Below are 13,695 nucleotides of genomic sequence, written 5' to 3'. Positions count from 1 at the left end.
TCACAGGGGACGGGCAGGATCGAAGACCATGCCGCTCAGCTCGCCGCGCTTTTCGAAGAATGACCGGCTCAGAAAGGCCGCCGAGAACGCGCCGCCGCTGAAGCAGGGCGAGCGCGGCGATGCTGTCGCCATCATCCAGCTCGCTCTGATCGATCTCGGCATGGCGATGCCGAACTCGACCGGCCAGGGCCGGACTTTGCCCGACGGCATCTTCGGCCCGGAAACGGCGAACCGGGTGCGCAGCTTCCAGACGGCCAACGGTCTCGTCGCCGACGCCATCGTCGGGCCGCTGACCATGGCGGCGCTGGAGCGCGCCATCATCGCGGTGAGCGCCCTCAATCGCCGCGCCGAAGCTGCCAAGGCGCGCACGCACAGTGCAGCGGTTCGCTAGATCGACGCGCCCCGCCCGAAGACATCAGACAGCCGGATAACCGCAGGAGAAGCCATGGTTGTCGCGATCGCACCCGGCACCGCCACAATCACCGCCAATAAGGGTGGCTCGCGGACCGACATCCATGTCGGCACCGAGCACGCTTTGCTTCATTGCACGACCAATGCTCGCCGCGCCGCCGCCGACGATCCGGCGGGGCACCCCGGCCATACCGGCCCGATGATCACCTGCACCGGCACCGTGCTGATGTCGGGCGATCCGGCCAACCGGCAGGACAAGGTCGACCTGACGACCAATTGGGAGTTCGGGATGATCCTCGTCTCCGACCTCGTGGTCTATGAGGCGCTTTATGCCGGGCGGATGGCCAATGAGGGCAGCATCGTCGTCAACCTCAAATCCGCCTTCGGCACCAATCCGTCGCTGGACGGCGACGGCGACCTGCCGACCGTCGACGAGATGATCTTCGACCCGAGCAATCAGGTCATCACCGACCAGATCACCGGCACCAAGGGCTTCCTGGTGACCTACAAGCTCGGCGATCATCCCAACAACCCGTTTCCCCTGCGCCAGACCAACAGCAAGGTGCCTGCGCCGAACTTCCTCCACACGGCCCGGCGCGACGAAGGCTTCATCGCCTATTTCGTCGCGAGGGAACGCGGCTCGACGGTGCATCATCTGGCGCGGATCGGCTGGCACATCATCTGGCATGGCACGCTGGGCTGGACCACGCCGACCGCCAAGCCGACCGTCAGCATGGTGACCTCGCGCATCGATATCGGCCAGCCGACCACCGATGCGGTCGACAACACCGCCTTTCCGAAATCGGCAGCCATCGCCAAGAACCCGCAGCGGCCGACCTGCAACGAGCAGGACGGCACTGCCTTCGACAGGGGCTACGGGGCCGGTGCGAGAGAGCCGGTGCGGACCGAGTCGACGACGCGGCCCGGCAATCTGCCGAGCAATTTCTTTGCGACTCCATAGCGCCAGCACCTCATTCCCGAGATTGCCAAGGCTTGACCGGACTCAATTACGCGATGCGGCCGGGTCCGGGGCCCCGGCCGGCGGTACGGACGCCGGCTGAGGAGGCGCCGGCGCAGGGGCTGCCGTGGCCCAGGACGTCGTCCAGGTTTCCGTGAGCGTGTGCTTCGCCGTTCGCAGGAACAGGCTGAGATCGGTACTCTCGCCCGGACGCAGCGCGACATCGACGATGGCCCGGAAACCTTTCGCCGCGACGTTGGCATCGACGATCGTGCCGGCGACGGAGCCGCGCGACACCGAGGTGGCGACGGTGACGCGCTTCGGGTCGGAGAGGTAATATTCGAGATCGCCGGCGTTGAAGTCGACGATGAAGCGTCTCCGGACCTGGCCGGCAGCCTCGTCGACCACCTCGCCGGCGGCGAAGCTGCTCTGCACCTGCCCCAGCGCGTGCAGGGTCTCGGTGGTCGAGATCGTGCGGATGCGATAGCGGAACTCGCTCGGCTGCCCCGGCGGCAGCGGCTCCTTCGGCGTCCAGCAGCAGACGATGTTGTCGAAGGCCTCGTTCTGGGTCGGAATCTCGATCAGGTCGACGCGTCCCTCGCCCCATTCGCCAGCAGGCTCGATCCAGTAACCGGGCCGGGCGTGATAATGCGCTTCGAGGTCCTGGTAGTGGCCGAATTCGCGATCGCGCTGGATCAGGCCGAAGCCACGCGGATTACGATCCTGGAAGGAAGAGATGCTCAGCGCCTTCGGGTTGCGGATCGGCCGCCAGATCCAGTCGCCGCTCCCCGTGTTCAGCATGAGCCCGTCGGAATCATGGATTTCCGGCCGGAAATCGGTGCGCTGCTCGCGATCGCCCTCGCCGGCCAGGAACATCGAGGTCAGGGGCGCGATGCCGAGCCGCGCGATCGGCTTGCGCGGGATGATCGTCGCGGTCACGGCGACGCTGGTCTGCTGGCCGGGCGAAACGATGAAGCGGAATGCGCCGCTGACGGAAGGCGAGTCGACCAGGCCATAGATGACAAGATCGACGCTCTCCGCATTCGGCCGATCGAGCCAGAGCGCGCGAAAGAACGGAAACTCCTCGGGCTGCTCGCCACCGACATCGAGGGCGAGCGAACGCGCCGACAGGCCATAGCGATGGCCACGCCCGAGGAAGCGGAAATAGCTCGCGCCGAGGAAAGAGATCAGCTCGTCCTGGCGCTTGAGGTCGTTCAGGGTCGTGGTGACCGCGAAACCGGCGAAGCCGAGCGAAACCGGCAGCTTCTGCGGCACCTGCGCCTTGCCGAACTCGAACAGTGCCATGCTGTAGGGGATCGGGATCGCATTGCCGTCGACCACGTCATGGATCTGCACCGGCCGGTCATGCAGAAAGCCGAGATGGAACAGGTGGAGACGATAGTCAGAACCGCCCTCGCGCCAGAGCGCCTTGTCGCGCCGGAACCTGATCTCGCGATAGCTGTCATAGGTCAGCGCCTTCAGCGCCTCCGGAAGGTCGGGAGCGGTCGCATCAAACGGCCGCGCCGCAAGCTCCTGGGCCTGCTTGACCACAGCTTCATAGCTGAAACTGCCGCGCCTGGGCTCGGTTGACGCGTTGTTCGGCGTGGCCGGAGGCCGGCCTGCGTCCTGGGCGCCGGCAGGTGAAGAAAGTGCCGCAGCCGACGCCAGAGCCGCAAGGATGACGCGGCGCGACGGTTCGGCCAGCAGCGGCCCTGCTTGCTGGCGAAGCTCATCGCGATGGTCAGGCCGGATCGTGCTCACCTTGGGCTCCGCGCTGTTGCTGGCGCCGCGCGTCGCATCGCAGCTGGCGGTTCGGCAACGTGGCGCAGGGGATGAAGTTCCACTGCACGATGCGCAGATGCGACTGAATAATTGAACCTATATGATGATACAATCATTGGTTGCGGGAAGAAATACTGGATATACTGAAGAATCGTCGGCCGGCTTAAGACTAAATCAAACGGCGCTGCGGCAGATTGCGAGGACTGGCGTCAGAATGCCGCCGGAGCCTTGTGGAAGAATCCATGCTGCAGACCCTGACCCGCATGCCGGCGGAGATGTCATCCGACTCCCGCCGCAAGCTCCTCAACGCGGTGACCGACCTCTTCCTGCTCGATGCCGATCCGAGCGAGGAATCGAAGGATCATTATGGCGACATCGCCCTGCGCTCGCTGCCGCATCTCGATGCGGAAGGCCGCCGCGACTATGCCGACTCGGTCGCTGCGACGGGCACCTTGCCCCGACCGGTCGCGGTCACGCTGGCGAACGACGCCGATGCCGGCGTGGCACGGCTCGTGCTCAAGCTCTCCCCGGTGCTGACCGACACCGACCTCGCGGCCATCGCCATCAGCCAGACGCAGGCGCATCTCGTCGCCATCGCCGAGCGCGCGCGCCTGTCGGAAGGCCTTACCGACATCCTGGTCGAGCGCGGCGACAGCGCCGTGCTGCGCACCGTCTCGGGCAATGAGGGCGCGCAGTTCTCGGATCGCGGCTTCGACCGGCTGCTGCAGCGCGGCGGCGACGACACCGGGGTGGGCGAGGCGCTGGCGCGCCGCTCCGACCTGTCGCCGCAGCGGGCCGAACGCGTGCTGCGCATCGTCGAGCAGATGTCCGACCCCAACGCCGAGACCGGCTCGCATCAGGCCGCGGCGATGGCGCGGCAGGCACGGCAGCAGCGCCGCGAGGTCCGGCTGCTGATCGCCGATCTCCAGGCCGGCACTCGCAGCCTCGGCGAAGTCGTCGACATGCTGTCGGAGGAGGATCGCGCCTTCCATCTCGCCCAGGTGATCGCCACCAGCGCCGAAATCACCAACGAGCAGGCCCTGCGCGTGCTGATGCAGCGCGACGTCAGCGGCATCGCCGTGGTGGCGCGCATGCTCGGTCTCGGCAAGGACAGCTTCAACGCCATCCTGCAGCTGCGCGGGCGCCGGCTCTATTTCAAGGCCAAGGACATCGAGGACGATCTCAAGGCCTATGGAGAGCTCGACACGGCCACCGCCGAGCGGACGATGCGGTTCCTGCGTCTCAAGACAAAGCTGGGCTGACGACCGGATGTCGCGCCACAAAAGCGCGACAATCGCGCCCTCACCTGCTATGCCATGAGCATGATCCCGGCCATCGCGACCGCCCGCACCACGTTTCTTTCAGCCGGCGCGGCCTTGGCCGCGCTGCTGGCGACCGGCGCCCCGGCGCAGGCCCAGGCCTTCTTGCCGCTCTCGGGATTCGGCATCCTGCCCTCCTTCGCCTGGTCGCAGCCGACCCTGTCGCCCGGCGGCGTCAAATGGGAAGGCTCCTATGCCCGCATCTCGAGCGGCTTCCAGGTCACCAGCTCGAAGCATTTCGGGACGTCTGCCGGTCCGGTGATCGGGCTGGAAGCCGGCAAGATGTGGCGCGACGGCGACTTCGTCTACGGCATCTCCGGCGCGCTCGAATTCGCGCCTGCCTTTGGCGGCTACGCCAATCCCGGCTTCAACCGGGCGACCTACACCCGCGACATCGCCGGCATCTTCCAGCTCAAGGCCGGCGTATTCGCGACGCCCGACGTGCTGCTCTACACCACGGTCGGCCTGGCCGCGGCCAACGACACCTTCCGCTATGGCGCGACGCAGTTCTCGGCGCCGTTCTCGCGCTCCGACATCGCCGTCAGGCCGGAAGCACGCGCCGGCATCGAATGGGCCGTGACCAACAACATCACGCTCGGGCTCGAAGTCGGAGTGGTCGGGTCCGCCATCCGCTGAGGAAGCGATTCAAGCTGCTGCGGGCTTGATTCAAGCTGCCGGCGTAAGTCTTTGACGTCACAGAATTTCCAAGAGAACCGCGCCGCAGAACCCCTCTCCTGGAAAGAGAGGGGCAGGGGTGAGGTGTTCGGACTGAAAACGTGAGCCTCAACCCAACCGCGCAGTCAGCGCTCGCAGGGCTGGTCTGATCTCATACACCTCACCCTACCCTCTCCTTCCAGGAGAGGGTTCCTCGCGCCCTTTCGCTTCAGGATGGCGCCTTCCCGCATCATCCCCCGAACTTGTTATTCTTCGGGAAGCCCTTGGGCGGCAGGCGGCCGGCCTCGGCGCGGTGGCCGAGCCATTCGAGCAGTTCGGCCTGCGCTACCGTCCAGGTCCGGCCGGACGTGTCGAGCCAAGTCAGCCCGTCCTCCAGCTTGAAGGTCTTGGCGTCGGACAGGCCGCCATCCTTGTAGCGCTGCAGCTTGACGCCCTTGCCGCGGCTCATCTCCGCGACCTCGGAGATCGGGAAGCAGAGCAGCTTGCGGTTCTGGCCGATGATCGCGACATGATCGCCCTCGGCCGGCACCGCCAGCATCGCCGCGACCGGCGCGTCGACGTTCAGCACCTGCTTGCCCTTGCGGGTGTTGGCGACGACGTCATCGGTCGGCACGACGAAACCACGCCCCTCGGTCGTCGCAACCAGCAGCTTCAAGCCGGCCCTGTAGGGGAAGGCCGCGACGATGTCGGCGCTCTCTTCCAGCTCGATCATCAAGCGGATCGGATCGCCGAAGCCACGCCCGCCGGGCAGCTTCGAAGCCTCCAGCGTGAAGACCTTGCCATTGGTCGCCATCACCAGGATCTTGGCGGTGGTCTCGCTGAAGAAGGCCGTGTGCAGGCCATCATCGCCCTTGAAGGATAAGGTCGAGAGGTCCTGGACATGGCCCTTGAGCGCCCGGATCCAGCCCTTCTTCGAAATCACCACCGTCACCGGCTCGCGTTCGACCATGGCCTGGGTCAGATCGATATCGGCGGTGTCGGGCATGTCGGCGAAGGTCGTGCGGCGCTTGCCGATTGCCGTCTCTGGACCGAACAGCTTCTTCACCTCGCGGATGTCCCAGGAGATGGTCTTCCACTGCTGAGCCTCGGAGGCGAGCAGGCCCTCGATCTGGCCCTTCTCCTGCGTCAACTCCTCGAACTCGGTCTTGAGCTGCATTTCCTCGAGCTTGCGCAGGGCGCGCAGGCGGGTGTCGAGGATGGCGTTGGCCTGGACCTCGTTGAGCTCGAAGGCCTTCATCAGCTCGATCTTGGGCTCGTCCTCCTCGCGGATGATTTTGATCACCCGGTCGAGATCGAGATAGACGATCAGCAAGCCGGCGAGGATTTCGAGGCGCTTCTCGATCTGGCCGAGACGGAAGCGCGAGCGCCGCTGCAGGACCTCCCGGCGATGGTCGAGCCAGGCCCGCAGCGCTTCAGCCAGGCTGAGCACACGCGGGACCACGCCGCCGGTCAGCACGTTCATGTTCATCGGAATGCGCGCTTCCAGCTCGGAGAGCTTGAACAGCGATTCCATCATCAGGTTGGCGTCGACATTGCGGGCGCGCGGCTCGATGACGACGCGGATGTCTTCCGCGGATTCGTCGCGCAAGTCCGCGACCAGCGGAAGCTTCCGCTCGTTGAGCAGTTCGGCGATCTTCTCGATCAGCCGGCCCTTCTGGACCCCGTAGGGAATCTCGGTGACGACGACGAACCAGGTACCCCTGCCCTGATCCTCGACATGCCAGCGCGCCCGCGTCCGGAAGGCGCCGCGGCCGGTGCGATAGGTCTCGACCATCGAAGAGCGCGACTCGACGATGATACCGCCGGTCGGGAAATCGGGCCCCGGCACGAAGGTCATCAGCTGCTCGGACGTCGTGTCCGGATGCTGGATCAGATAGAGCGCGGCGTCGCAGAGCTCGGCGGCGTTGTGCGGCGGGATCGAGGTCGCCATGCCGACCGCGATGCCCTGCGAGCCGTTGGCGAGCAGGTTCGGGAAGGCGGCCGGGAGCACCATCGGCTCCTCGTCCTCGCCATTATAGGTCTCACGAAAATCGACCGCGTCCTCCTCGATCCCGTCGAGCAGGAGGCGCGCGACCTCGGTCATGCGCGCTTCGGTGTAGCGGTAGGCGGCGGCGTTATCGCCGTCGATGTTGCCGAAATTGCCCTGGCCGTCGACGAGCGGATAGCGCTGGGCGAAGTCCTGGGCGAGACGCACCAGCGCGTCATAGACCGACTGGTCGCCATGCGGGTGGAACTTACCGATGACGTCACCGACGATGCGGGCGCACTTCTTGTGGACCTGACCGGGGTCGAGCCGGAGCAGGCGCATGGCGTGCAGGATGCGGCGGTGGACGGGCTTCAGCCCGTCGCGCGCATCCGGCAAGGCGCGATGCATGATCGTCGAGAGCGCATAGGCGAGATAGCGCTCTTCGAGCGCGCTCTTCAGATCGACGCGTTCGGCTTCCTCCTCCGGAGGCGGCTCGACGGGTTTGCCCATGCTTCTACCAACCTAGTTCGACAAGCGGCCCAGCTGAAGGGCCGACACCGGTCCATACCTCGCAAGGACGAGGGAATAAGGGCCCGAATCACTTGATGCAACGATGCAGCCGCGATGCAAGCGACGCAAAGCGCCGCAGCCCGAAAACCAGCGGAAATCAGTGGATTCTCGCCGCCAGCTCCAGCAGCCGCGCCCGCTCGGGCGGCTCCTGCAGGCCGCGCGGCTCGTAGAGGTCGCGGCGCAGGAAGAAGCCGGTCAACGCAAAGCCCGCGGCGATCTCGGCCGGTGCCGGCCGGCGCGCGCCCTGGCCCTCGCTCAGGAAGGCCGGCAGGCCGAGGAGCCGGTCGAGATAGGGTTCGGCTGCCTTGCGGCTCACGGCCTTGCCTGATTTCGGCGAGACATGCGTGAGGTCCTCGCGCAGGCCGGTGACGGCGCAGCGTTCGAGCGCGAGCCCGTAGCCGAGCTCGGAGAGCATGGCGAGCTCGAAGCGCACCATCAGCGCAGGCGCGATCGCGATCTCGTCGAGATGGGCGAGCAGCACTGACAGGCCCTCATAGAGGCCGGGATGCGGATCGCGCTCGGGCAGCAGGCGCAGCAGGCCGGCGACATTGGCGAGCCCGTAGAGCGCGACCGGCTGCGCCATCAGCCGAGCGGCGTGCGAGGTCAGGAGCTCGACCTTGTATTCGCCGAGATGCTCGTCGAGCCGGGCCCGCCAGGTCAGCGAGACGAGATTGCCGGGCTGCAGCACGGGTTGCTGCTTGCTGGAGCGGCCGCCGCGCACGAGGCCGAGATGGCGGCCATGGTCACGCGTCATCACCTCCAGGATCACGGCGCTCTCGCCATGCCGCCTGACGCCGATGATCGTGCCCTCGTCGCTCCATTCCATGCGGGGAGAGTTAGGGCGAATGCGGGTGATGTTTCCAGTGCTGTTGCGCGCAACAGTGTCAGCAGAAGCGCGGGATCCCCTCTCCTGGAAGGAGAGGGGTAGGGGTGAGGTGCTCGGGAGAGATATCGTGAGCCTGAACCCGACCGCGCGGTGAGCACTCACGGAACTGGTCTGACCGCCTACACCTCACCCTGCCCTCTCCTTCCAGGAGAGGGTTCCCCGCGCCTTGCCCGACGGGGTCAGCTCACGCCACGTACTGCGCGATGCCGCCGCCGAAGGACCAATCCTCGCGCTTGACCTCGACGAGGTTGATGAAGATGTCGTCGGGCTTCAGGCCCGGCTCCTTCTGCAGGTTCTCGGCGATGGCGGCGTAGAGCGCCTTCTTCTGGGTGACGCCGCGGGTGTTGGCGACGGTAAGCTGGATAATCACCAGAGCGTCGCTGCGGTTGAAGCCAAAATAATTGTTGTCGAAGATGAACTCCTCGGCCTCGTGCTGGTGCACCACGGCGAAGAGGTCGTTCTCCGGCACCTCGAAGGTGGCGCGCAGGGCGCGATAGACACCGTCTACAATGGCGGCGGGGTGTGAGGCCGGCCGGCCGCGGCGCATCGAAATCCGGATCAGAGGCATGACAGGCTCCATAGGACGGGGGCGGTCTCTGCCGCCGACGCCTTGAAACTAGGCTTGAAACGACGATCTGAAAACCGTATTTTTGATGATATCAATAATCTCAAAACGAGATTTATCATGAGCAACACACTCGACCTCGACGGCGTCGCCGCCTTCCTGCGCGCAGCGGAGTTCAGCAGCTTCACCCGGGCCGCCGAGGCGCTCGGCACGGCGCAGTCGCTGGTTTCGACGCGCATCAAGAAGCTGGAGGAGGCGCTCGGCCAGCTGCTGCTGCAGCGGCATCCGCGTCTGGTGCGATTGACCGCCGAGGGCGAGCGCTTCCTGCCGGCGGCGCGCGACTTGATGGCAGCGCATGAGCGGGCGCGGACCTCGTTCCAGCAGGTCCAGGAGCGCATCAGCATCGGCATCAGCGAGCAGGCAGTCGGGGCCGACGCCCCTGCCCTGCTGGCGCGGCTGGCTCGCCATGACCCTTCGCTGATGATCGGCCTGCGCATCGAGCCCTCGGCCGCGCTGGACACGGCTTTCGAGCGCGGCGAACTCGATGTCGCGGTGGTGCGCCGGCTCGGGCCGGGGCGCACCGGCGAGGTGCTGCGGCGGGATGCCTTCAGCTGGTTCGGGACGCCGTCGCTGACGAAGCCCGACGGGCCGGTGCCGCTGGTCAGCCTGATGCCCGAATGCGGTCTGCGCCGCCACGCCATGGACGCGCTCGACAGCGCCGGCCTGCCCTGGCGCGAGGCCTTTATCGGCGGCGGCATGGCGGCGGTTCTGGCCGCCGTCGAAGGCGGCCTCGGTGTCTCGCCGCTGGCGGCCCGGATCGCGCCGCGCGGAGCGGTCGATCTCGGCCCCGACTGGGGCTTGCCCGCGCTCGACACCTTCGACGTCGTGCTGCGCAGCAATGTCGCGACGCCGCGCGCCAACGCGTTCGTCAGGGAGCTCGCGGCAGCGTTCCGGGCGGGGTGAGCAGGCCGCATCCCGAACCGTCATGCTCGCCCTTGCGGCGAGCATCCACGTCTTGAACACCGCATTGTTCGAAGGAAGACGTGGATGGTCGGGACAAGCCCGACCATGACGGGAATGCTTACGCCACCACCCTCTCGACCCGGCTGATCACCCGCTTCTCGCGCAGTTCGCTGATGATCGCGCTGAGATGCTTCAGGTCCCAGACCGTCAGGTCGATGGTGACGTCGGTGAAATCCGGCGTCGGGCGCACCATCGAGACCGCATCGATATTGCCGTCATGCTCGGCGATCGTGGTGGTGATCTGGGCAAGCGAGCCGGGCTCGTTGATCGAGTTGAGCTGGATGCGCGCCGGGAAGCGCTGCGGGCGCTTGTCGTCGAGGTCCCAGCGCACGTCGAGCCAGCGCTCCGGCTCATTGTCGAAGGCGGCGAGCGAGGGCGACTGGATCGGGTAGATCGTCACCGCCTCGCCCGGCGTCAGGATGCCGACGATGCGGTCGCCCGGCACGGCGCCGCCGCCCGGCGCGAAACGGACCGGCAGGTCGCCGCCGAGGCCACGGATCGGGATCGCATCGCTACCCGGCGTCTCGTTCGGCAGCTTGAACTTGAGATTCTCGCCCTGGCGCAGTTCAAACCAGCCCTTGCCGGAGGGCTTGGCCTTGGCGTCGCCGGTGGCACCGCGCTTCTCCGGTTCGAGATCGGGGTAGACCGCCCGCACCACGTCGCCGGAGAACATCTCGCCCCGTCCGACCGCCGCCAGCACGTCGTCGACCGCCGTGCGGGCGAGGCGCTTCAGCGCAGCCTTGAGCTTGTCGTCGGAGAACGGGCGTTCGGCCCGCATGAAGGCGCGTTCGAGGATCTGGCGGCCGAGCCCGGCATATTGCCGGCGCACGGCGACGCGGGTGGCGCGGCGGATGGCAGCACGGGCCTTGCCGGTCACCACCAGCGATTCCCAGGCGGCTGGAGGAGCCTGCCCTTCAGCGCGGGTGATCTCGACCTCGTCGCCATTCTGGAGCTCGGTCAGGAGCGGCGCGATCCGTCCATTGATCTTGGCGCCGACAGCAGTGTTGCCGACATCGGTGTGGACGGCATAGGCGAAATCGATCGGCGTCGCGCCGCGCGGCAGGGCGATGAGGCGGCCCTTGGGCGTGAAGCAGAAGACCTGGTCGTGGAAGAGCTCGAGCTTGGTGTGCTCAAGGAACTCCTCGGGATTGTCGCCCTCGGCCAGCAGGTCGACGGTGCGGCGCAGCCATTGATAGGCGCGGCTCTCATCGGCTGCTGCGACGACGCCGGCCGTGCGGCCGTCCTTGTAGCGGGCATGGGCGGCGATGCCGAATTCGGCGACGCGATCCATGCCGTCGGTGCGGATCTGCAGCTCGACGCGCTGGCGGCCGGGTCCGACCACTGTGGTGTGCAGCGAGCGGTAGTCGTTCTGCTTCGGCGTCGAGATGTAGTCCTTGTAGCGGCCCGGCACCATCGGCCAGGTCATGTGGACGATACCGAGCACGCGGTAGCAATCCTCCGGCTTGTCGACGATGACGCGGAAGCCGAAAATATCCGAGAGCTGCTCGAAGGAGACGGATTTGCGCTCCATCTTCTTCCAGATCGAATAGGGCCGCTTGCGCCGGCCATAGACCTGCGCCTCGATGCCACGCTCGGCGAGCTTGGCCTTGAGGTCGCTCTCGATCTCGCCGATGACCTTGCCCTCGCGCTGGGTCACCTCCTCCAGCCGCTTGGTGATGGTCTCGTGCGCCTCCGGCTTGATGTGGCGGAAAGCGAGCTCCTCCAGCTCCTCGCGCAATTCCTGCATACCCATGCGGCCGGCGAGCGGCGCATAGATCTCGATCGTCTCCTCGGCGATGCGCAGGCGCTTCTCGGGCGGCACGTAGTGCAGCGTGCGCATGTTGTGCAGCCGGTCCGCGAGCTTGACCAGCAGCACGCGGATGTCGTCGACGATGGCGAGCAGAAGCTTGCGGAAGTTCTCGCCCTGCGCCGCCTTCTTCGAGACGAGGTCGAGCTTCTTGATCTTGGTGAGGCCGTCGACGAGGCGGCGGATATCGGGACCGAACAGGGTCTCGATCTCCTCCAGCGTCGCCTCGGTGTCCTCGACGGTATCGTGCAGGACGGCCGCGACGATGGTGGCGTCGTCGAGCTTGAGCTCGGTCAGGATCGCCGCGACTTCGAGCGGATGGGCGAAGAACGGATCGCCCGAGGCGCGCTTCTGCGTGCCATGCGCGCGCATGGCGTAGACATAGGCGCGGTTGAGCAGCTCCTCGTCGGTATTCGGGTTGTAGCGCTTGACCCGGTCGACAAGCTCATATTGCCGCATCATGCCCATGCGGGCCGTACTCCGCCGCTCAGTTCAGTTGGATTCGTCGGAGCCGGATCCGATCAGGTTGGAACAATCTGATCGGTGAATCCGTCTCCCACTCAAAAGAGAGACTGCGCCTATCAACTTGCAACGCAAGCTGATGGGCCCAGTCTCTAATATCGACGATGGCGCCAGTTCCCGGCAAGGCGAATCCGCACGGGGCGGGCATGAAAAAAGCCCGGCAGGGCCGGGCTTTAGCAGATATCGTCAACGCTTTCCGACAAGCGGAAGCGCTCAGTCCTCGTCGTCGGCGCTCTCGGTCGGCGGAACGAGGCCGTCGAGGCCGCGCAGCAGATCCTCTTCGCTCATCCGGTCGAACTGGATCTCGGAATCCGGAGTGGCGGCGCTCGGCTGGCTGCTGGTCAGCAGCGGCACGGTGTCGGGCTCGGGCTCGTCGACCTCGACATGCTTCTGCAGCGAGTGGATCAGGTCTTCCTTGAGATCCTCGGGAGTGAGCTTCTCGTCGGCGATCTCGCGCAGGGCGACGACCGGGTTCTTGTCGTTGTCGCGCTGGACGAGGATCGAGGAGCCCGAGGCGATCATGCGGGCGCGATGGCTCGCAAGGAGAACCAGCTCGAAGCGGTTCTCGACCTTGTCGATGCAATCCTCAACGGTGACGCGAGCCATTCGCGGCTCCTTCTGATCTTGCGCGATGCGATGGAAAGGTTGAACGGGGCTCATACAGGCTGAGCGCTTGAGATGCAAGGAATTCGCTCCTGCCAAGCGTGCGCTCGGTCCTTGCTTGAATGCGGCCAGCCAAATGTCTTAGCCAGAGGCCTCGATTTGACCAGCTCCTCGCGCTCTCGCCTCCGAAGCCTGTCCGGCCGGTGCTTTTGCGGCGCGGTGTCCTACAGCGTCACCGACGCGTTCGACTACGCCATGAACTGCCATTGTTCGCAGTGTCGCCGGAGCACCGGATCAGCCTTCAAGCCATTCGCCGGCATTGCGAGGCGGGAACTCGACATCACGCAAGGGGCCGACGCCGTGCTGCGCTATGGCAGCGACGAAACCCACGACGTCCATTGCGGCTGTTGTGGCTCGTTGCTGTACTCTGTGGTCCGCCAAGGGGCCTTTGTCCATGTCACCCTGGGCACATTGACCGATACGCCCGGAATCAGGCCGACAGCGCATATCTTCGTCGGCTCCAAGGCACCGTGGTTCGAGATCACCGACACCTTGCCGCAATATGTCGAGTTCACGAACGGCTCGCTGATCGCGTCCGGCTAACGAGA

At 66.1% G+C, this 13,695-nt stretch carries 12 protein-coding genes; 6 read left to right on the top strand and 6 right to left on the bottom strand.

The genetic code is table 11. From position 1 onward, the window contains the following. Positions 1-28: 28 nt before the first annotated feature. Positions 29-391, top strand: a complete 363-nt coding sequence (locus AC3WLC_RS21440) for a peptidoglycan-binding domain-containing protein (protein WP_493685940.1) — start codon at positions 29-31, stop codon at positions 389-391. Positions 392-445: 54 nt separating this feature from the next. Beyond that, a complete protein-coding gene (locus tag AC3WLC_RS21435) occupies positions 446-1,372 on the top strand; it encodes a hypothetical protein (protein WP_493685939.1) in 927 nt (308 codons plus the stop codon). Between the two features lie 42 nt (positions 1,373-1,414). Here the strand turns inward: AC3WLC_RS21435 and AC3WLC_RS21430 are convergent, their stop codons facing one another. Further along, positions 1,415-3,130 (bottom strand): OpgD/OpgG family glucan biosynthesis protein, encoded by a 1,716-nt coding sequence (locus tag AC3WLC_RS21430; RefSeq protein WP_493685938.1) that lies wholly within the window; start codon positions 3,128-3,130, stop codon positions 1,415-1,417. Positions 3,131-3,393: 263 nt separating this feature from the next. Between AC3WLC_RS21430 and AC3WLC_RS21425 the strand changes: the two genes are divergently transcribed. Together AC3WLC_RS21425 and AC3WLC_RS21420 are read left to right on the top strand one after the other, a co-directional pair. Then, the gene (locus AC3WLC_RS21425; protein ID WP_493685937.1) at positions 3,394-4,413 is read left to right on the top strand and encodes a DUF2336 domain-containing protein; all 1,020 of its coding nucleotides are present in this window, start codon (positions 3,394-3,396) and stop codon (positions 4,411-4,413) included. Between the two features lie 54 nt (positions 4,414-4,467). Beyond that, on the top strand, positions 4,468-5,106 hold the full coding sequence (locus AC3WLC_RS21420; protein ID WP_493685936.1) for an outer membrane protein: 639 nt from the start codon (positions 4,468-4,470) through the stop codon (positions 5,104-5,106). Positions 5,107-5,374: 268 nt separating this feature from the next. On the opposite strand, the gene parC is transcribed toward AC3WLC_RS21420, so the two are convergent. From parC to AC3WLC_RS21405, 3 genes are all read right to left on the bottom strand, one after another. Further along, entirely contained in the window at positions 5,375-7,621 is a 2,247-nt protein-coding gene (gene parC / locus AC3WLC_RS21415; RefSeq protein ID WP_493685935.1) for a DNA topoisomerase IV subunit A, read from the bottom strand. A 157-nt stretch (positions 7,622-7,778) separates the two neighbouring features. Continuing rightward, the gene (gene recO, locus AC3WLC_RS21410) at positions 7,779-8,507 is read right to left on the bottom strand and encodes a DNA repair protein RecO (RefSeq protein WP_493685934.1); all 729 of its coding nucleotides are present in this window, start codon (positions 8,505-8,507) and stop codon (positions 7,779-7,781) included. Positions 8,508-8,751: 244 nt separating this feature from the next. Beyond that, positions 8,752-9,135, bottom strand: a complete 384-nt coding sequence (locus tag AC3WLC_RS21405; RefSeq protein WP_126112688.1) for a tautomerase family protein — start codon at positions 9,133-9,135, stop codon at positions 8,752-8,754. 117 nt (positions 9,136-9,252) lie between these two features. Here AC3WLC_RS21405 and AC3WLC_RS21400 point away from each other — a divergent pair, with 117 nt between their 5' ends. Beyond that, positions 9,253-10,095: a LysR family transcriptional regulator gene (locus AC3WLC_RS21400; RefSeq protein ID WP_493685933.1), complete on the top strand. Its 843-nt coding sequence runs from the start codon at positions 9,253-9,255 to the stop codon at positions 10,093-10,095. A 118-nt stretch (positions 10,096-10,213) separates the two neighbouring features. On the opposite strand, the gene AC3WLC_RS21395 is transcribed toward AC3WLC_RS21400, so the two are convergent. Both AC3WLC_RS21395 and rpoZ read right to left on the bottom strand, forming a co-directional pair. Further along, positions 10,214-12,424, bottom strand: coding sequence for a RelA/SpoT family protein (locus AC3WLC_RS21395; RefSeq protein ID WP_493686102.1), 2,211 nt, complete (start codon positions 12,422-12,424; stop codon positions 10,214-10,216). A 273-nt stretch (positions 12,425-12,697) separates the two neighbouring features. Further along, positions 12,698-13,090, bottom strand: coding sequence for a DNA-directed RNA polymerase subunit omega (gene rpoZ, locus AC3WLC_RS21390; protein WP_493685932.1), 393 nt, complete (start codon positions 13,088-13,090; stop codon positions 12,698-12,700). Positions 13,091-13,246: 156 nt separating this feature from the next. On the opposite strand from rpoZ, the gene AC3WLC_RS21385 reads away from it, so the two are divergent. Then, positions 13,247-13,690 (top strand): GFA family protein, encoded by a 444-nt coding sequence (locus AC3WLC_RS21385; RefSeq protein ID WP_493685931.1) that lies wholly within the window; start codon positions 13,247-13,249, stop codon positions 13,688-13,690. Positions 13,691-13,695: the final 5 nt, after the last annotated feature.

The organism is Allobosea sp. GW821-FHT03A12 (assembly GCF_058986765.1).
The sequence above is the reverse complement of the archived record's forward strand: the minus strand, read 5'-3'. Positions and strand labels throughout refer to the sequence as shown.

Bases quoted from the DNA above. Each gene is read 5' to 3' on its own strand.
- AC3WLC_RS21435 (WP_493685939.1), top strand. From the start codon at position 446: ATGGTTGTCGCGATCGCACCCGGCACCGCCACAATCACCGCCAATAAG.
- AC3WLC_RS21395 (WP_493686102.1), bottom strand. From the start codon at position 12,424: ATGATGCGGCAATATGAGCTTGTCGACCGGGTCAAGCGCTACAACCCG.
- AC3WLC_RS21400 (WP_493685933.1), top strand. From the start codon at position 9,253: ATGAGCAACACACTCGACCTCGACGGCGTCGCCGCCTTCCTGCGCGCA.
- parC (WP_493685935.1), bottom strand. From the start codon at position 7,621: ATGGGCAAACCCGTCGAGCCGCCTCCGGAGGAGGAAGCCGAACGCGTC.
- recO (WP_493685934.1), bottom strand. From the start codon at position 8,507: ATGGAATGGAGCGACGAGGGCACGATCATCGGCGTCAGGCGGCATGGC.
- AC3WLC_RS21425 (WP_493685937.1), top strand. From the start codon at position 3,394: ATGCTGCAGACCCTGACCCGCATGCCGGCGGAGATGTCATCCGACTCC.
- rpoZ (WP_493685932.1), bottom strand. From the start codon at position 13,090: ATGGCTCGCGTCACCGTTGAGGATTGCATCGACAAGGTCGAGAACCGC.
- AC3WLC_RS21405 (WP_126112688.1), bottom strand. From the start codon at position 9,135: ATGCCTCTGATCCGGATTTCGATGCGCCGCGGCCGGCCGGCCTCACAC.
- AC3WLC_RS21420 (WP_493685936.1), top strand. From the start codon at position 4,468: ATGAGCATGATCCCGGCCATCGCGACCGCCCGCACCACGTTTCTTTCA.
- AC3WLC_RS21440 (WP_493685940.1), top strand. From the start codon at position 29: ATGCCGCTCAGCTCGCCGCGCTTTTCGAAGAATGACCGGCTCAGAAAG.